The 18,421-nt window shown below is 71.4% G+C and carries 14 protein-coding genes; 13 read left to right on the top strand and 1 reads right to left on the bottom strand.

The window, feature by feature from the left end; all coding sequences use genetic code 11:
* Nucleotides 1-141 precede the first annotated feature (141 nt).
* From sepF to P3T29_RS28105, 3 genes are all read left to right on the top strand, one after another.
* Nucleotides 142-741 carry a cell division protein SepF gene (gene sepF, locus P3T29_RS28115; RefSeq protein ID WP_280719471.1) on the top strand — a complete coding sequence of 200 codons (600 nt, stop codon included), beginning with the start codon at nt 142-144 and terminating at the stop codon, nt 739-741.
* Between the two features lie 90 nt (nt 742-831).
* A complete protein-coding gene (locus tag P3T29_RS28110) occupies nt 832-1,122 on the top strand; it encodes a YggT family protein (protein WP_280719470.1) in 291 nt (96 codons plus the stop codon).
* A gap of 49 nt (nt 1,123-1,171) precedes the next feature.
* Nucleotides 1,172-2,578 carry a DivIVA domain-containing protein gene (locus tag P3T29_RS28105; RefSeq protein WP_280719469.1) on the top strand — a complete coding sequence of 469 codons (1,407 nt, stop codon included), beginning with the start codon at nt 1,172-1,174 and terminating at the stop codon, nt 2,576-2,578.
* Between the two features lie 208 nt (nt 2,579-2,786).
* Here the strand turns inward: P3T29_RS28105 and ileS are convergent, their stop codons facing one another.
* Entirely contained in the window at nt 2,787-5,966 is a 3,180-nt protein-coding gene (gene ileS, locus P3T29_RS28100; RefSeq protein WP_280719468.1) for an isoleucine--tRNA ligase, read from the bottom strand.
* Nucleotides 5,967-6,570: 604 nt separating this feature from the next.
* Between ileS and P3T29_RS28095 the strand changes: the two genes are divergently transcribed.
* The 10 genes from P3T29_RS28095 to P3T29_RS28050 all read left to right on the top strand — a co-directional run.
* Nucleotides 6,571-7,077, top strand: coding sequence for a TraR/DksA family transcriptional regulator (locus tag P3T29_RS28095; RefSeq protein WP_280719467.1), 507 nt, complete (start codon nt 6,571-6,573; stop codon nt 7,075-7,077).
* Between the two features lie 263 nt (nt 7,078-7,340).
* A complete protein-coding gene (gene lspA / locus P3T29_RS28090; RefSeq protein WP_280719466.1) occupies nt 7,341-7,904 on the top strand; it encodes a signal peptidase II in 564 nt (187 codons plus the stop codon).
* A gap of 55 nt (nt 7,905-7,959) precedes the next feature.
* Nucleotides 7,960-8,898, top strand: a complete 939-nt coding sequence (locus tag P3T29_RS28085; protein ID WP_280719465.1) for an RluA family pseudouridine synthase — start codon at nt 7,960-7,962, stop codon at nt 8,896-8,898.
* Between the two features lies 1 nt (nt 8,899).
* Nucleotides 8,900-9,355 (top strand): GNAT family N-acetyltransferase, encoded by a 456-nt coding sequence (locus P3T29_RS28080; RefSeq protein WP_280719464.1) that lies wholly within the window; start codon nt 8,900-8,902, stop codon nt 9,353-9,355.
* A 123-nt stretch (nt 9,356-9,478) separates the two neighbouring features.
* Nucleotides 9,479-10,054 carry a GNAT family N-acetyltransferase gene (locus tag P3T29_RS28075; protein ID WP_280719463.1) on the top strand — a complete coding sequence of 192 codons (576 nt, stop codon included), beginning with the start codon at nt 9,479-9,481 and terminating at the stop codon, nt 10,052-10,054.
* Between the two features lie 144 nt (nt 10,055-10,198).
* Nucleotides 10,199-12,436, top strand: coding sequence for a WD40 repeat domain-containing protein (locus tag P3T29_RS28070; protein WP_280719462.1), 2,238 nt, complete (start codon nt 10,199-10,201; stop codon nt 12,434-12,436).
* A gap of 199 nt (nt 12,437-12,635) precedes the next feature.
* Nucleotides 12,636-13,250 (top strand): hypothetical protein, encoded by a 615-nt coding sequence (locus tag P3T29_RS28065; protein WP_280719461.1) that lies wholly within the window; start codon nt 12,636-12,638, stop codon nt 13,248-13,250.
* A gap of 170 nt (nt 13,251-13,420) precedes the next feature.
* Nucleotides 13,421-15,598 carry a hypothetical protein gene (locus tag P3T29_RS28060; RefSeq protein WP_280719460.1) on the top strand — a complete coding sequence of 726 codons (2,178 nt, stop codon included), beginning with the start codon at nt 13,421-13,423 and terminating at the stop codon, nt 15,596-15,598.
* 156 nt (nt 15,599-15,754) lie between these two features.
* Nucleotides 15,755-16,774, top strand: coding sequence for a hypothetical protein (locus tag P3T29_RS28055; RefSeq protein WP_280719459.1), 1,020 nt, complete (start codon nt 15,755-15,757; stop codon nt 16,772-16,774).
* Between the two features lie 4 nt (nt 16,775-16,778).
* The coding region (locus tag P3T29_RS28050; protein WP_280719458.1) for a hypothetical protein at nt 16,779-18,421 on the top strand (1,643 nt) is incomplete at its 3' end.

Raw genomic sequence — 18,421 nt, 5'->3', positions numbered from 1 at the left:
CGCAGCCTCCTCCCCACCGACCTGACGGGTCGTCGCCCTGACGGGGTGTGGGGAGGCTGCGCAGAGTCAATGGCAGATGGGCCGCAGGCGAAGGCCGCCGGTGACGGAGCCGATCCACCACAGAGCGGAGGAGACAGGAGTATGGCCGGCGCAATGCGCAAGATGGCGGTCTACCTCGGCCTCGTGGAGGACGAGACGTACGACGGCCAGGGGTACGACCCCGACGACGACTACGACACGGACCCCGAGCCGATTCGTACCGGGCGGACGGAGGACCTCCAGCGGCCCGCCCCCGCACCGGCCCCGGTCGCCCATATCGCTCCGCAGCCCGTCCCGGCTGCCGTGCCGATCCGGCAGGAGGCGCCGCGGATGGCGCCAGTGTCATCCATCACACCCGACCGCCGCCACAACCTGGAGAAGAGCGCCCCGGTGATCATGCCCAAGGTCGTGAACGAACGAGAGCCGTACCGCATCACCACGCTGCACCCTCGCACCTACAACGAGGCCCGTACCATCGGGGAGCAGTTCCGCGGCGGTACCCCCGTGATCATGAATCTCACCGAGATGGACGACACGGACGCGAAGCGACTCGTAGACTTCGCCGCTGGACTCGTCTTCGGTCTTCACGGCAGTATCGAGCGAGTGACGCAGAAGGTGTTCCTCCTGTCGCCTGCTAACGTCGATGTAACGGCGGAGGACAAGGCTCGGATCGCCGAGGGTGGGTTCTTCAACCAGAGCTGACCCGGCCACGACTTTATGTGTGGATCAAGAAACAGTGAGTGACTGCCAGGAAGTGGCTGACGGTTCGTCGGCCAGGGAGAGGGAAACGGGATGGGGATCGTGCGGGCAGTGCTCTACTGGGCACTCAACGTCTTCCTGCTCATCCTGCTCTTCCGGCTGGTCATGGACTGGGTCTTCCAGTTCGCCCGTTCGTGGCGTCCCGGGAAGGCCATGGTCATGGTCCTGGAGGCCACGTACACTGTCACGGATCCGCCACTCAAGCTTCTTCGGCGATTCATCCCGCCGTTGCGTCTCGGGGGCGTGGCGCTCGACCTGTCCTTCTTCGTACTGATGATCATTGTGTTTGTCCTGAGATCGCTCGTGCTGACTCTGCCGTCTTGAGCGCTGCGACAGGATGCCGGTGTGCCGACGATCACGTTGAGGTGAAGAGATGCCATTGTCCCCCGAGGACGTTCGGAACAAGCAGTTCACGACCGTCCGCCTGCGTGAAGGCTACGACGAGGATGAGGTCGATGCCTTCCTCGACGAGGTCGAGGCCGAGCTGACCCGGCTGCTCCGCGAGAACGAGGACCTGCGCGCCAAGCTGGCCGCGGCGACTCGGGCCGCGGCGCAGAACCAGGCCAACATGCGCAAGGAGCAGCAGCCGCAGGACGCCCGCCCGGGTGCCCCTGTCCCGGCTGCCATATCCGGCCCGCCGGTCCCGGGCCAGCAGGGCCCCGGACAGCAGATGGGCCAGCAGCAGATGGGCGGCCAGCAGCACGGCGGCCCGCAGCAGATGGGCCAGCAGCAGATGGGCAACCAGCCGCTGGGTCTGCCCTCCGGCGCCCCGCAGCTCCCGTCCGGGCAGGGTGGCCCGATGGGCCAGCAGCTCGGCGGCCCGCAGCAGATGGGTCAGCAGCAGCTCGGCGGCCAGCAGCTCGGTGGGCCCCAGCAGATGGGCCAGGGCCAGCAGATGGGCACCATGGGCGGCCAGCAGCAGCTGGTGCAGCCGATGGGTGGTCAGATGCTGCAGCCGATGGGCGGCCAGATGGGCCAGCAGCAGATGGGCCAGCAGCAGCAGATGGGCACCATGGGCGGCCAGCAGCAGCTGGTCCAGCCGATGGGCGGCCCGATGGGCCAGCAGCTCGGCGGCCCGCTCGGCGCTCCGATGCAGCAGCAGCAGAACCCCGGCGGCGACAGCGCGGCCCGGGTGCTGGCGCTCGCTCAGCAGACCGCCGACCAGGCGATCTCCGAGGCCCGTTCCGAGGCCAACAAGATCGTCGGCGAGGCCCGCAGCCGCGCCGAGGGCCTGGAGCGGGACGCCCGTGCCAAGGCCGACGCCCTGGAGCGGGACGCGCAGGAGAAGCACCGCGTGGCGATGGGCTCCCTGGAGTCCGCCCGCGCGACGCTGGAGCGCAAGGTCGAGGACCTGCGCGCCTTCGAGCGCGAGTACCGCACCCGCCTGAAGTCCTACCTGGAGACCCAGCTGCGCCAGCTGGAGTCGCAGGCGGACGACTCGCTCGCTCCGCCGCGCCTCCCCGCCACCGCGTCGCTGCCGCCGGCCGCGTCGTCGATGGCACCGGCCGGGTCGTCCGCGATGAGCGGCCAGCCCTCCTTCGCCACCCAGCAGTCGTTCGGTGGCAACGGGCAGTCGTTCGGCGGCCAGAGCGCGTTCGGCGGCGGCAACGGTCAGCCCAGCTTCGGTGGTCAGCAGAACGGCGCCAACGGCGCCGCGCAGATGGCTCCCGCCGGGATGACCCAGCCGATGGCCGCGGTCCGCCCGCAGCCGCCGCAGCCGATGCAGCAGGCGCCCGCGCCGATGCGGGGCTTCCTCATCGACGAGGACGGCGACAACTAAGCAGCACCCACGAGGGCGCCCCTACCGCAGCACCACGCGGTGGGGGCGCCCTCGTTTTTCTGCTCAACGGGCACGTGGCGCAACTGTCGCTCCGAGCCCGGGTGACGGAGGGCGCCTTCCGGTTTCGCGCAGTTCCCCGCGCCCCTGAAGAACGAAAAGCAAAAACGGCCGCCACCCCGGTGAGGGGGCGGCGGCCGTCGGGGGTCGGTCAGGCCTTGCGGAGTTGGAAGGTGAGGCCGAGGGAGTCGTCGGCGAAGCTCTCCGACTCCCAGTCCGCCGCGCCGGCGGCGAAGTCGATGGCGAGGACCTCGTCGGCGACGAGTTGGCCGTGTTCGGCGATGGCCTCGGCGGTCTCCTCGTTGGCGGCGCGCCAGCGGAGGACGATGCGGTCGGCGACGTCGAGGCCGGAGTTCTTGCGGGCCTCCTGGATCTGGCGGATGGCGTCGCGGGCGACGCCGAGCCGCTTGAGCTCCGGGGTGATGAAGAGGTCGAGCGCGACGGTCGCGCCCTGCTCGTTGGCCACTGCCCAGCCCTCGCGCGGGGTCTCGGTGATCACGACCTCGTCGGGGGAGAGGGCGATCATCTCGCCGTTCAGCTCCACGGAGGCGCTGCCGTTCGCCCGCAGGTCGGCGGCGAGCGTGGCGGCGTCGGCGGCGGCGACCGCCTTCGCGACGTCCTGGACGCCCTTGCCGAAGCGCTTGCCGAGCGCCCGGAAGTTGGCCTTGGCCGTGGTGTCGACCAGCGAACCGCCGACCTCGGCCAGCGACTCCAGGGTGGTGACGTTGAGCTCCTCGGTGATCTGCGCCCGCAGGTCGGCGGGCAGCTCGTCCCAGCCCTGGGCGGCGATCAGCGCGCGGGAGAGCGGCTGACGGGTCTTCACGCCCGACTCGGCGCGGGTGGCCCGGCCGAGCTCGACCAGGCGGCGGACCAGCGACATGTGCCGGGACAGCTCGGTGTCGATCAGCGTCTCGTCCGCGACCGGCCAGGTCGCCAGGTGCACCGAGGCCGGAGCCTCCGGCAGCACCGGGACGACCAGGTCCTGCCAGACCCGCTCGGTGATGAACGGCGTCAGCGGGGCCATCAGCCGGGTGACGGTCTCCAGCGCCTCGTGCAGCGTGGCGAGCGCGGCCGCGTCGCCCTGCCAGAAGCGGCGGCGGCCGCGACGGACGTACCAGTTGGAGAGGTCGTCGACGAAGCCGGAGAGCAGCTTCCCGGCCCGCTGGGTGTCGTACGCCTCCAGGGCGGAGTCCACCTCGCGGACCAGCGTGTTCAGCTCGGAGAGCACCCAGCGGTCCAGCTGCGGACGGTCGGCGGGCGCCGGGTCGGAGGCGGACGGGGACCAGCCGGCCGTACGGGCGTAGAGCGCCTGGAAGGCGACGGTGTTCCAGTACGTGAGCAGGGTCTTGCGGACGACCTCCTGGATCGTCCCGTGCCCGACCCGGCGGGCCGACCAGGGCGAGCCGCCGGCCGCCATGAACCAGCGGACGGCGTCCGCGCCGTGCTGGTCCATCAGCGGGATGGGCTGCAGGATGTTGCCCAGGTGCTTGGACATCTTCCGGCCGTCCTCGGCCAGGATGTGGCCGAGGCAGACCACGTTCTCGTACGCGTTCTTGTCGAAGACCAGCGTGCCGACGGCCATCAGCGTGTAGAACCAGCCGCGCGTCTGGTCGATCGCCTCGGAGATGAACTGCGCCGGGTAGCGGCTCTCGAACAGCTCCTTGTTCTGGTACGGGTAGCCGTACTGCGCGAACGGCATCGAGCCCGAGTCGTACCAGGCGTCGATCACCTCGGGCACCCGGGTCGAGAGGCCGCCGCACTCGCGGCAGTCGAAGGTCACGTCGTCGATGAACGGGCGGTGCGGGTCGAGTCCGCTCTGGTCGGTGCCGGTGAGCTCGGTCAGCTCGGCCAGCGAGCCGACGCAGGTGAGGTGGTTCTCCTCACAGCGCCAGATCGGCAGCGGGGTGCCCCAGTAGCGGTTGCGGGAGAGCGCCCAGTCGATGTTGTTGTTCAGCCAGTCGCCGAAGCGGCCGTGCTTGACGTTCTCGGGGAACCAGTTGGTGGCTTCGTTCTCCCGGATCAGCGCGTCCTTGACGGCGGTGGTCCGGATGTACCAGGACGGCTGCGCGTAGTAGAGCAGCGCGGTGTGGCAGCGCCAGCAGTGCGGGTAGCTGTGCTCGTACGGGACGTGCTTGAAGAGCAGGCCGCGCGCCTGGAGGTCGGCGACCAGCGCCTCGTCGGCCTTCTTGAAGAAGACGCCGCCGACCAGCGGGACGTCGACCGCGAAGGTGCCGTCCGCCTCGACCGGGTTGACCACCGGCAGGCCGTACTTGCGGCAGGTCGCGAGGTCGTCCGCGCCGAAGGCGGGGGACTGGTGGACGATGCCGGTGCCGTCCTCCGTCGTGACGTAGTCGGCGTTCAGGACGTAGTGCGCGTTCTCGATCTCCACCAGGTCGAACGGACGCCGGTACGCCCAGCGCTCCATCTCGGCGCCGGTGAAGGACTGGCCGGTGGCCTCCCAGCCCTCGCCCAGCGACTTGGCGAGCAGCGGCTCGGCGACGACCAGCTTCTCGGCGCCGTCGGTGGCGACCACGTAGGTGACGTCCGGGTGGACGGCGGCGGCGGTGTTGGAGACCAGGGTCCACGGGGTGGTCGTCCAGACCAGCAGCGCGGCCTCGCCCGCGAGCGGGCCGGAGGTGAGCGGGAAGCGGACGAAGACCGAGGGGTCGACCACGGTCTCGTAGCCCTGGGCCAGCTCGTGGTCGGAGAGGCCGGTGCCGCAGCGCGGGCACCAGGGGGCGACGCGGTGGTCCTGGACCAGCAGGCCCTTGTCGAAGATCTGCTTGAGCGACCACCAGACCGACTGGACGTAGGACGGGTCCATCGTCCGGTACGCCTCGTCGAGGTCGACCCAGTACCCCATGCGGGTGGTCAGCTCGGTGAAGGCGTCGGTGTGCCGGGTGACGCTCTCGCGGCACTTGGCGTTGAACTCGGCGATGCCGTACTTCTCGATGTCCTGCTTGCCGGAGAAGCCGAGCTCCTTCTCGACGGCCAGCTCGACCGGGAGGCCGTGGCAGTCCCAGCCGGCCTTGCGGGCGACGTGGTACCCCTTCATCGTCCGGTAGCGCGGGAAGACGTCCTTGAAGACGCGCGCCTCGATGTGGTGGGCGCCGGGCATGCCGTTCGCGGTCGGCGGGCCCTCGTAGAAGACCCACTCCGGGCGGCCCTCGGACTGCTCCAGGCTGGCCTGGAAGACCTTGTTGTCCTGCCAGAAGGCCAGGATCTGGTGCTCGACGGCGGGCAGGTCCACCTGTGCGGGGACGGGGCGATAAAGGGGCGCACGGAGTGCGTCGTCAGAAGGGTGGCGGTGGGTGGCGGGTTGGGGGCTCATCGCGGTTGTCTACCTCCGGCGGATGCGTGGACTGGCTTCCGACGGAGGGACGAGACGGCATGCCGCCCCGCGGTACCACCCTCCTTGGCCGCGTACTGCACTGCTGCGGCCCTCTTGTTTTGGGCTTGCTGCCGGCTCTACGGGCCCGTGGGCCTTTCTTCCGGCGGCTCCGGGGTGATCTTCCCGCCGCGCACACCCCCGGGCTCACACCGCCCCCGGGTCGCTCATGGCTGCGTACGTCGGTACTCGTCCCATCTGCGCCTTGCATGCCCAGTGTATCCGGCCCGACAAGCCGGTTTACCGGCAACGCGCCCGCTGGTCGCGGGGCGGTTAGCCGATGACGTTCTGGGCACAACTTGGTCAGCACTCGGGCTGAGGTCGGTGACGGGCGGCTGCCCGGGTGGGATCGGCAAGAGGTATCGGTATGTCCCGTTGTGACCGGATTCGATGGGGATTATCGTTCCGGCACTGGAGGCCGCCGGGAACCGGCGGTTCGATTCGTTCGTGAATGAGGTCGAAAGCCATGACTGAGAAGGCATCCGGCGCGGGTACAGCCACCCAGCCGGCACGCAAGGTCGTGGCGGGCGACTCTGGGGAGGGGACCGTGAGCACTACACGGCGTAAGACCGGCACCACCGGGCGGGTCGCGGCGACCAGCCGCACCCACACACCAGCGGCGACCGGTGCGAGGGGCGGCGGCGCCGAGTCGGTGGACCCGGCCGAGCTGCCCGTACGCGCCGGCGAGGACCCCTGGACGGCCGCCGAGGTGGCCGAGCTGCACACCGAGCTGAACAGCGAGCTGGAGCGGCTGCGGGCCGAGATCGACGCCTCCGAGGCGGCGATCACCGGTCTCATGCGGGACTCCAACGACGGCGCGGGCGACGACCAGGTCGACGCCGGCACCAAGAACATCAACCGGGAGAGCGAGGTCGCCCTCGCCAACAACGCCCGGGACAGCCTCGCCCAGACCGAACGCGCGCTCGCCCGCCTGGAGGGGGTCGGCTTCGGCCTCTGCGAGTCCTGCGGCCAGGCCGTCGGGAAGGCGCGGCTGCAGGCGTTCCCCCGGGCGACGCTCTGCGTCCAGTGCAAGGCGAAGCAGGAACGCAGGTAAGCAGGCGCTCAGCCATGGACAGGGGCACGGGGAACCGCGCGACGCGGAAGGCTGCGGACCGTTGCCTTCCGGTTTCGCGCAGTTCCTCGCGCCCCTTGGTGGTGGCTGAGCGATTGCCCAGGAGTGAAGGGCCGACCGCGTGGCGTACGCTCGACCCCGTAACGTCGGCCCCCTTTGTCACGGCAGCGGAGCGGATCATCAGTACCCCAGGTTCCCCCCAGACCCAGGACGACTCCGTCCCGACCGCGCCCGTGGAGGACGCCGTGGACGAGCCCTCGGGCACCCCCTCAGAAGCCGCCGGGAGCGGCCCGGCCGTGCTGCGGCGCCGCCGGATCGGCGTGCTGCTGGTGATCGCCGCGCTGGCCTACCTGATCGACCTGGGCAGCAAGCTGCTGGTGGTGGCCAGACTGGAGGGGCACCAGCCGATCGGCGTGGCCGGTGACATCGTCACCCTCCAGGTGATCCGTAACGCCGGTGCCGCCTTCGGGATGGGCCAGGCGATGACGGTGGTCTTCACGATGATCGCGGCGGCCGTGATCATCGTGATCTGGCGGATCGCCCGCAAGCTCTACAGCCTGCCCTGGGCGATCGCGCTCGGCCTGCTGCTGGGTGGTGCCTTCGGCAACCTCACCGACCGGCTGTTCCGGGCGCCCGGGGTCTTCCGGGGGCATGTGGTGGACTTCATCTCCGTCCAGCACTTCGCGGTCTTCAACCTCGCCGACTCGGCGATCGTCTGCGGCGGAATCCTGGTGGTCCTGCTCTCCTTCCGGGGCAGCAACCCCGACGGTTCCACCCACCAGGTGACCAAGGACGAGCAGGAACAGTGAGCCCGGCGGGCCCGAGAAGTAAGCCGGACCCGCGCGGTCCGGCATACTCGTACGGGTGAGTACCGCAGCGCAGACCCGCAGCCTCCCCGTTCCCGACGGCCTGGAGGGCGAGCGACTCGATGCCGCCCTCGCCCGGATGTTCGGCTTCTCCCGGACGAAGGCCGCCGAGTTGGCCGCCGAGGGCAAGGTGACCATCGACGGCACGACGGCAGGCAAGTCGGACCGGGTGATGGCCGGATCCTGGCTCGAGGTCGAGATCCCGGCCCCCGCCGCGCCCGTCCGGATCGTGGCCGAGCACGTCGAAGGCATGCGGATCGTCCATGACGACGACGACATCGTCGTGGTCGACAAGCCGGTCGGCGTCGCCGCCCACCCCAGCCCCGGCTGGACCGGCACCACCGTGATCGGCGGCCTGGCCGCCGCCGGCTACCGGATCTCCACCTCGGGTGCTGCCGAGCGCCAGGGTGTCGTGCACCGGCTGGACGTCGGCACCTCCGGCCTGATGGTGGTCGCCAAGTCCGAGCGCGCGTACACCGACCTCAAGCGGCAGTTCCACGACCGCGTGGTGGAGAAGAAGTACAACACCCTTGTCCAGGGCCACCCGGACCCGATGAGCGGCACCGTCGACGCGCCGATCGGCCGCCACCCCAGCTCCGACTGGAAGTGGGCCGTCACCAAGGACGGCAAGCCCTCCGTCACCCACTACGACCTGATCGAGGCGTACCGGGCGGCCTCGCTGCTGGACATCAAGCTGGAGACCGGGCGTACCCACCAGATCCGGGTGCACATGTCCGCGCTGCGCCACCCCTGTGTCGGAGACCTCACCTACGGCGCCGACCCGACGCTCGCCAAGCGGCTCGGGCTGACCCGGCAGTGGCTGCACGCCGTCTCGCTGAGCTTCGAGCACCCGTCCGACGGCGAGTGGGTCCGCTTCGACAGCGAGTACCCGGAGGACCTGCGGCGGGCGCTCGACATCATCTCCTCGGAGAGCTGACATGCCGGTCATCAGGGTGGCTGAGGGCGCGTCCGATCTGGAGCTGGTGCGCGCCGTCCGGCGCGAGGTCTTCGTGGTCGAGCAGAACGTGCCCGAGGGGCTGGAGTACGACGAGCTGGACGCCACCTCGCTGCACGTGCTCGCGGTCGCCGAGGACGGTACGCCGCTCGGTACCGGTCGGCTGATCCACGGCGCCGAGGCGCTGGGGCTCACCGGTGTCGTGGGCCGGGTGCTGCTCGGGCGGCTCGCGGTGGTCAAGGCGGCCCGGAGGACCGGGCTCGGCGTGGAGCTGGTCCGGGCGATCGAACAGGCCGGGCGGGAGCGCGGCGCGGTGGAGCTCGAACTGCACGCGCAGGTCCAGGCGCTGGGCTTCTACGAGCGCCTCGGTTACGCCGCCGAGGGCCCGGTCTATCCGGATGCCGGAATTCCGCACCGGACAATGACCCGGGTGCTCTGACACCTGCTGCTCCGTCATGGCCGCCCACGACCTTGCTGGTCGTGGGCGGCCTGTGACATTTGTGGGGGTTGATCCGGGGACCTCCAGGTGATCTGATGGGCCGCACATGGGGGGTGGTTAAGGTTGTTTCCAGTTGGCCCGAGTGCGCTGGGGGATGTTCCGCCGCTGGTCGACGGGGACGTCCTGATCCGTCGTCCGACGGCGGAGGACGCCGACACGGTGCTGGCAGGCAGCCATGACCCGCTGGTCCGCGAGTTCATGCAGGGCGTCTTCCCGCACACCGACCGCGAGGCGGCGGTGCGCTGGATCGAGGACGTGGTGCCCCGGCTCTGGGACCAGGACCGTGCGGCCTACTTCGCGGTGACGGTCGGTGACGGACCGTCGGTCGGCTGGGCCGAACTCGTCGACTTCCGGCCGGACGAGGGCGTCGCCGAGGCGGCGATCTGGCTGCTGCCAGGGGCGCGCAGAATGCGGGTCGCCGCGGCCGCGCTGCGCCTGGTGTGCCGGTTCGGCTTCGAACAGCTGGGCCTGCGCCGTATCGACGCGTATGCGGCAGCGGATAACATGCCGGTTCAAGTGGTCGGTGCGTATATCGGATTCCGCCGGGCGGGGTTTCGTCCTGATCTCTTCCGCAGTTCCCGTACGCACACGCTGCATGACGCTGTGTACGCCACGCTCGTCCCGGAGGACCTGTGCTGACGCTGGGTCCGCTCCACTCTCACGGCGGATACTTTCGGTAACCGCAGTTCTCGTACTTGGTCTCTGTAGCCGCGCTCCGGCGCACGCACGCTCGCTCACGCAATCCTGGGGAGGACCCGCATGCCGGGGACAGTCGGACAGTCGATGGCCGATATCGGAGGGGGCCGGGCCGGGGAGCCCGGTATCCGGTTGAGCTCCGGTGCGGAGCACCTGCCCGGGGGCAGGACCGACCTGTGGCTCGGCGTCGACGGCGCGCTGCTGGTCGAGCGGGTCACCGAGGCGGGGAGCGACCTGCGGCAGGGTCGGCTGGACGCCGCCGGTGTGCTGCGCGTCCTCAACTCCGTACGGTCGGCGGCTCCGGGGCTCAACCCCGCCGACGCCCCCGCCCCACCGGTCCGGACCCTGCTCGCCTCGGGCCTGCTCCCGGGTGGTGACACCTTGTGGGCGGACGGCACGTCAGCCCCCCTGCCCGAGGTGGCCGAACTGCTGGCGGCGGTCGCCGCGCAGGCGCTCCGGCCCACCGACGGCGGACGGCTGCCGAGCACGCTGCTGCGCCTCGACGGCCGGGGCCCCGACCTCGCCGACGGCGCCCCGCAGGCCCGGGCGGTGATCGGTACCGTCCAGGGCCGGGCGGCGTACGCGCTCGCCGACGCTGCCAAGGGCTTCGGGCTGGCCGATCTGGAGACCCAGGGCTCGCTCGGCAGCTCGGGCACCGAATCGGGGCTGCTGCCGACCGCCGTCGCCCTCGGCGTGGTGGGTGGCCGGGAGTTGTTCGCCGTCGGCGGTGACGACGGCGCGGTGCAGGTCTGGGACTCCGTCAGCGGGGCGCTGCTGCACGGCACCTCCGGTGGCGAGGGCGCGCAGGTGGTGGCGGCCGGTGCCGTCCAGGGCGTGGCGCTCGCCTTCTCCGGCGGCCGGGAGGGCGAGGTCCGCGCCTGGCGCGCCGACGACGGACGCCCGCTCGGGCTGCTGTCGGTGGCGCGCGGGGGAGCTGCGGCGCTCTGCTACGCGCGTTGCAACGATCTGCACCTGGTCGCGGCCGCCGGGGACGACGCGGTCGTCCGGGTCTGGGACGTGAACTCCGGCGAGCGGCTGCACCTGCTGGTCGGCCACAGCGACCGGGTCACCTCGCTCGCGGTGCTCAGCCTGGGCGACCAGGCCGTGCTGGCCTCCGCCGGGCTGGACGGCGAGATCCGCCTCTGGGACCTGGCCACCGGTCAGCCGGTCTTCGTCCTCACCGGACACTCCGCCACCGTCACCGGCCTGGCCTTCCTCACCATCGACGAACGCCCGGTGCTGGCCTCCTGCTCGCTGGACGGCACCATCCGCACCTGGGACGTCTACGACGGCGTCGCCCTGCACGGCTGGCCGGCCGGCGGCGGCTGGCTGACCTCGGCCGCCACCGTCACCCTGGCCGGCATCCCGGCCGTCCTGACCGGTGACGAGACCGGCCGGGTCGCCTTCTGGAACCCGGCCGACGGCAGCCTGCTCGGCAGTTGCGAGGCGCCCACCGCCGTCAACTCCGTCGCGGTCGCGCAGCTCGACGGCAGGCCGGTCCTGGTGGTCGGCCACGCGGACGGCGCGATCCGGGTCCGGGACGCGGCCACCCGCGCCGAGCTGTACTCCCTCGCCCCGGACGGCGGCCCGGTCACCTCGGTGGCGGTCGCCGCCGCCGAGGAGGGACCCGTGCTGGTGGTCGGCACGGCGGCGGGCGCCGTACGCTGCCACGCCCTGCGGGACGGCGTCCAACTCTCCGTCCCCACCCCGCACACCGGCCCGGTGAGCCGGCTCGGCTTCGCCGACAGCCTCGGAACCGAGACCCCGGCGGCGCTCGTCTCCGCCGGTGCGGACGGCACAGTACGCGTCCGCAACGCGCTCGACGGCACGCCGCTGTTCCAGCTGATGGCCCATCAGGATGGCGTGACGGCAATGGCGTTGGGCGAGGCGGACGGCCACCGGCTGCTCGCCACGGCCGGCGCCGAGCGCACCGTACGGCTCTGGGACGGCACCCGTGGCCAGGCCGGACCGGTGCTCGGCGGTCTCCCGCAGCCCGCCGAGGCGCTGGCCTTCGGCAAGCTGGCCGGCCGTCCCGTGGTGATCGCGGGCAGCGCGGAGGGCACCGTGCTGGTCTGGGACGTGATCGACGGCCGGCAGGTCGCGACGCTCACCGGCGGCGGGGTCGCCGTGCGCTCGCTGGTCTGCCAGGACCTGGACGGTGAGGTGCTGTTGGCGGCCGGTGACGAGGGCTCGACCCTGCGGCTCTGGCACCTGGCGAGCGGCACGCTGCTCAACGAGGCGGCGCTCGACCGGGTCCCGCTCGCCATCGCGTTCGGGGACGCCGGGCTGCACGTGGTCGGCGCGGACGGCGCGACCCTGCTGTAGCGGGCGCGACCCTGCCGTAGGGGTGGCCGGCTGCGGTTGTGGGTGGTCGGCTGCGCTTGTGGGTGATCGGGACTAATCCGGTAGTTGTCGTAGTTTTTCAGATGTTCATCCGGATCGGCCACAGTGGTCGGGACGTCAGTAGTACAGGCGGGTCGGACCGGTGGGACCGGTCCGACCAGGGGTGAAGGGGGCAGGACAAGTGGCTGACGCATCGTTCAGGATCGACCTCGGGGAGGTCGAGGCGGCCGCGAAGCTGATCCGTGGCATGGTCGACGACCTGCAGGGGCCCACCAACGACCTCGAAGCGGTGGTCAAGCAGGTCAAAGCCACCGTGTACGGCACCGACACGCTCGGCAAGGCCCTGCAGGGCGGGGGCTCCTCGGTCGGCGGACTGGCGGACCACCAGCAGCAGGTGTTGACGGGCATTCAGGACTACCTGAAGAACTCGGCGGCGATGGCCCAGAACCTGCTGACCATGGTCGAGCAGCACCGCGCCACCGACGATCTGCAGGCTTCGGACCTGAAGCGGCTCATGGACGGCGCCGACTCGTCGACGCCGGCCGTACCGGCGGGCACCGCCGCGCCCAACTCCGTACCTGGGACTCCCGCGACCGCACCCGGGCCGGACCCCGCACCGGCTCCCGCGCCCGCTCCGGCGCCTGCTCCCGCTCCGGATCCGGTGCCGTCCGTCGTCCCCACGACGGACCCCGGCTACAAGGACCCGAACGCGCCGACGCTGAACTACAACCAGCCGATCAACAGGCCGGACCCCCCGCCGCACCCGGGCGGTGGCGGCGGGCACCTGCTGATCTGACCCGCTGTCCGTTGATCCGTAGGACCGGATCCCGCGCAACGGGTTCCCCTGCTCACCGGATCGTCAGATTCTGGTAGTGACCGAACCGCCACCTCAGACGGCCCCGATCGGCCGTCGACTGCTGCCGTTTCCCGCCCGGCCGGGCAGTCCGTCCAAGAAAGTGACTCGTCATGATCGAGCTGCCGTCCGACCTCGCAGACGTGCTGAAGACCGTTCAGAGCAACCCGAACGGTGCCGATATCGCCTTCCCCAGCGGCGATGAGGACCTGCTGGCGAGCCTCGCCCAGGCCTGGGACAAGTGGAACACCGTCGCGGACACCCACGTCCAGGGCATCGTGACGAACGCCCAACGGGCCATGGCGAACATGTCCGGCCCCGCCGCCGACACCTTCCAGCAGTACCTCGACAAGTACGCGGGCCGACCCGACTCGCACGCGCAGACGACACTTCAGGCGACTGCGGGGATAGCTCAGTCGCTGCACGGGGCGACCCAGGCGGTGACGCAGACCAAGACGGAGATGGTCCGGGAGCTGAAGTACGCCAAGGACTACATCGCCAGCCACCCGCAGGGTAAGCACGACGACGTCGCCCAGTCCGAGGGGGTCAAGCAGGCCGCCGAGACGTACCACACGTATGTCGGCCAGGTGGGCTCCAGCGTCGACTCGATGCTGCGTCAGAGTGCCGGGCACATCGAGGCGATGACCGGCGCGGGCCGGACCGCCGCGCTGACCGGCGCGGGCGGCAGCGGTGGCGGCGCCGGTGGCTCCGGCACTGGTGGGCCGGGCTTCAACCCGGGCGCGGGCCCCGGGACCGGACTTGACAGTGCGACGGTTCCGCCGCCGCCGGGCACGCTCGACGGTAGCGGGGCCGGTGGTCCCGGCGGTGGTCCCGACGCCGGCGGTGGTGCGGGCGGTGGCGCCGACGGTGCTGGTGCTGGTGCTGGTGGTGGTGCCGGCGGTGGCGGTGGCCACATGCCGAAGATGCCGGGCGCGGGGATGCCCGGTGGTATGCCCGGTATGCCGGGTGGGGCGGGTGGCGGCTCGGGCGGGAAGAGCAGCCCGAACCTGCAGCCGTTCCGGCCGCTGACTCCGAGCATGCCGTCCTTCGGGGGACTGGGCGGTGGCGGTGGCGGTATTGGCGGCGGCGGTATTGGCGGCGGCGGTGCCGGCGGTGGCGGTGGCGCCGGTATGCCGCCCTTCACGCCCGCTCCGTTCGGCAGCACCCCGGGCCTCAGCCTGGCCGGCCTGCCCGGCTTCGACCCCAGCGCGGGCGGCGGTGGCGGTGGCGGGCTGAGCCCGTTCGGCGGCGGTGCGGGCGGGCCCTCCATGAGCCTCGGCGGCCTGGGCGGTGGCGGTCTTGGCGGCGGGCTGGGTGGCGGCGGCGGAATGGGCGGCGGGGGGATGGGCAGCCTCGGCGGCGCGCTCGGTGGACTCGGTAGTGCCCTCGGCGGTGCTGGTGGGGCCATGGGTGGCGGCAGTGGCGGCCTGGGTGGCGGCCTCGGTGGCGGCGGTCTTGGCGGTGGTCTCGGAGGCGCCGGCGGTTCGCTCGCCGGTGGCGCCGGCCGGGCCGCCGGCGCGCTGGGTGGTGCCGGTGGGTCCGGTGCCCGCTCGCTCAGCGGGAGCGGCCTCGCGGGTGGTGCAGCCGGCAAGGCGTCCGGCGCTGCGGGGGCGGCAGGCCGCCCCGGAGCGGGGAGCATGCCCCACATGCCCGGCGGCATGGGCGGCAAGGGCGGCAAGGAGGGCAAGGGCGCAAACCGGTTCGCCCGGCCCACCCGGTTCGGCCTGCAGGAGGGCGAGGAGGAGCCGGAGGCAGTGCGCGGCGACCGTGGCGTGCTCGGCCAGGCCACGGAACTCCAGCCCCGCGACAAGCAGTGGCAGAAGATGCGCCAGCGCTGGATGGACGAGGCTCGTACGGAGGGCCACGGCCACGCTCAGGGCGGGCCGGAGGAGACCGTGGCGGCCGAGCAGCCGACCGCCGGGGACAACCTGCTGACGCAGCTGGTCGGTGCGATCAACGGGACCGACGCCGCGACGGGTGCCGCTGATGCGTCCGATCCGGCGAGCCCCGGGACGGCGTCGGACGGTGCGGCCCCGGCGGATTCCGGTAGCGGCTCCGACAACGACGCCTATCTCGACCGGGCCCGCTCGGTGGCGTCCCGGCGCGGCCGGCCGGACTCGGAGGAGACCGAGCCCGCCCGGGCGGAGCGCACTGAGAGTCCGTCCACGCCTGCGGCCGCTCCGGCGGCTCCGGCGGGTCCCGCGCCGATCCGGGAGGAGGGCGGGTACCAGGTGCCCAGCCCGTTCCTGCGTGCGGCGCTCGCCAAGCTCGCCGCCGCCCCGACGGCCTGACGGTGAACCGCCGTCCCACACTCCTTGCCCGAACGGACGGTCTGCGGACCGGTCGGCCCACCCTGTTGATGAGGAAGCGTCATGGATGACCAACAAGACACGGAATTCCGTGCGGCCGAACGGATCGACCCCGCGTACATCCCGGCCCATGAGCAGGTGATCGCCGCCCAGCCGATGCAGACGCCCGAGGGGATGCTGCTGGGTGATACCCCGGCGATGGTGCGCGAGATGCCGGTGACGGAGACGCCGCGTGAGATGGTGCGCGAGATGCCCATGACGGAGGGCGTCCCGGCGCAGGAGATGACGCGCGAGATGCCGATGGAGGGTTTTACGCCGCGGATCGGGACGGTGGTGGGTGACACCACCCCTGCGATGACGAGTGAGGTGCCCGCGTCGGAGGGTTTTACGCCGCGGATCGGGACGGTGGTGGGTGACACCACCCCCGCGATGACGAGTGAGGTGCCTGCGGAGCGCGGTTTCACGCCGCGGATCGGGACGATGGTGGAGCCGGCGATTCCGGCGGAGCAGGGTGTCCCGGCGCAGCCGGATCTGCTCGGCGCGACTCCCGCGCTGAAGGTGGGGGACGCTCCGCTCTCCGTCGCGAAGGTGCCCACCGCGATGATGACGCCCGCGCTGCAGAGTGAGAGCCCGTCGTCCGTCGCGAAGGTGCCCACCGCGATGAAGACGCTCGCGCAGCCGAGCGCGAGCCCGTCGTCCGGCAGCGGCAGTGGCGGTGCCGGTGGTGCCGGTCAGGGGTTCCAGGTGAACCCCGGGCAGTACAGTGCGGCGGTTTCGCCGATGATGGCCGCGTCGGAGCAGGTTTCGGCGTTGTACACGAGCCTCAGCTCCTTCCTGCCGGGTTTGGAGTCGCAGGCGCCGTGGGGCAAGGACGAGTCGGGGAAGCAGTTCGCGGAGGGTGACAAGGGTTACCTGAAGTACAGCGCCGACACCCTGAAGACGCTGAAGGGCCTGCCGGACGGGTTGAAGTACATCGCCGACGGTCTGAAGGCGATGGCTGACGGCTACGAGAGTGCGGACAGTTCCGCCAGCGCCGATCTCACTGGTCAGGACGGCCAGTTGAGCGCGTCCCCACCACTGGCCTGGTCGCCGTCGGTCCATACGCCGATCACCGGGCAGAACACGTACGAGCACCTGAACCAGAGCGGAAGGCACTGACCCCATGGCTGTCGAACTCCCCGAGCCTTTGCAGTGGGTCCTGCTGCTTCTCGCCGGTACGCGTTGGCCCGAGGCTGACGAGGGCCAGTTGCGTGACATGGCCGACCACTGGCGGAAGGCCGCCACTCAGCTCCAGGATGCCTCGCACGCGGCGGACGCGGCGGTGAAGCAGGCCCTGGACGGTCAGCAGGGCGCTGCGGCGGACGCGTTGGCCAAGCACTGGGCCGACTACTCCGTGGGCAAGGGGACCGAGCAGGACCCCGGTTACCTCCCCGGCACGATCGCCGCCTGCAACGGCATGGGCGACATGCTGGAGGGCATGGCGAACTCCGCCGAGACCGCGAAGATCCAGATCATCGCTCAACTCGGCATCCTGGCCTTCGAGTTGGCGACAGCGGAGGCGGAGGCGGTACCGACGCTGGGTGCGTCGATGCTCGAGGTCCCGGTGTTCATCACCGTCTCGCGTGAGACCGTCGTGCAGGTCCTGAAGAGGCTGTTGAAGGAGGCGCTGGAGCACGCGATCAAGCAGGCCGTGCAGATGGCGGCGATCAACCTGATGGCGCAGACCATCGAGCTGGCGCAGGGTCACCGCAAGAGCATCGACATGAAGGAGCTCGGCCAGAACGCGCTGGGCGGTGCGGTGGCCGGTGCGACCGGGCACCTGCTGGGCAAGGGCGTCGGCGCGGCCGGTGAGAAGCTGGGTCTTGGCCACGCCATGGAGACCACGGCCGGCAAGATGGTCACCGGTGCGGGGGTCGGCGTCGGTACGGACGCCGCCACTCAGTTGATCACCACCGGGCACGTGGACAGTGGCAGCCTGCTCGGTTCGGGCCTCAGCGGCGCCGGGGGCGTGGGGCTGCACGCGGGTGCGGCGGCGGCGAAGGCTCACTTCAACGAGGCGCCCAAGATGCCGCCCGAGGGGGCCCTCGGCGGCGGCGGTGCGGGCGGCGACCACAGCGCTCCGCCCACTTTCACCCCCTCGACCTCCACCGACCACGCGTCCGGTGGCTCGGGCGACAGTTACCACGGTCCCGGCACCGATACGGCGTCGCCCGACCACGCCGGCAGCGACAGCCCCACTACCACCGACACCTCTACCCCGACCGGTGGCACCGGCCTGACCCCGTTCGGCTCCAACCGCCCCAGCGCGGGTGGTTCGTCCGGCGGTTCGAGCCACGAGAGTCCCGCGTCTGCGCCCGCTCCTGAGCCGGCGTCGGCGGGGCACGCGCCGGCTGAGGGTTCGTCCGGGGCCGGGGCCGGGGCCGGGGGTGAGGGTCACGGCAGCGGCGAGGAGAAGCTGCAGTACCTGAACACCGGGGACCGGACGGTCTACCCGGACGGCACGACCGGCCTTTCGAGCCACGAGGGTTCCGCGCCCGCTCCCGAGTCGGCGCCGACCCACGAGGGCGAGACGCTGAGGCCTGCCGGAGACGCGCTCCCGCTGCACAATGGCGAGGCGATCCCCGCCCACGAGGTGCCGTTTGGTGAGACGTCGCGGCCGGACTCTTCGGGCCAGGGTGTGCCGTTGCACAATGGTGAGGCGATTCCCGGGCACGAGGTGCCGTTTGGTGAGACGTCGCGGCCGGATTCTTCGGGCCAGGGTGTGCCGTTGCACAATGGTGAGGCGATTCCCGGGCACGAGGTGCC

Origin of the sequence: Kitasatospora sp. MAP5-34, assembly GCF_029894335.1 — a bacterium.
In the GTDB taxonomy this organism is placed as follows: domain Bacteria; phylum Actinomycetota; class Actinomycetes; order Streptomycetales; family Streptomycetaceae; genus Kitasatospora.
Note: the sequence above shows the minus strand (reverse complement) of the source record. Positions and strands in the feature narration are given on the sequence as shown.

Bases quoted from the DNA above. Each gene is read 5' to 3' on its own strand.
- P3T29_RS28070 (WP_280719462.1), top strand. From the start codon at position 10,199: ATGGCCGATATCGGAGGGGGCCGGGCCGGGGAGCCCGGTATCCGGTTG.
- P3T29_RS28060 (WP_280719460.1), top strand. From the start codon at position 13,421: ATGATCGAGCTGCCGTCCGACCTCGCAGACGTGCTGAAGACCGTTCAG.
- P3T29_RS28110 (WP_280719470.1), top strand. From the start codon at position 832: ATGGGGATCGTGCGGGCAGTGCTCTACTGGGCACTCAACGTCTTCCTG.
- P3T29_RS28105 (WP_280719469.1), top strand. From the start codon at position 1,172: ATGCCATTGTCCCCCGAGGACGTTCGGAACAAGCAGTTCACGACCGTC.
- sepF (WP_280719471.1), top strand. From the start codon at position 142: ATGGCCGGCGCAATGCGCAAGATGGCGGTCTACCTCGGCCTCGTGGAG.
- ileS (WP_280719468.1), bottom strand. From the start codon at position 5,966: ATGAGCCCCCAACCCGCCACCCACCGCCACCCTTCTGACGACGCACTC.
- P3T29_RS28080 (WP_280719464.1), top strand. From the start codon at position 8,900: ATGCCGGTCATCAGGGTGGCTGAGGGCGCGTCCGATCTGGAGCTGGTG.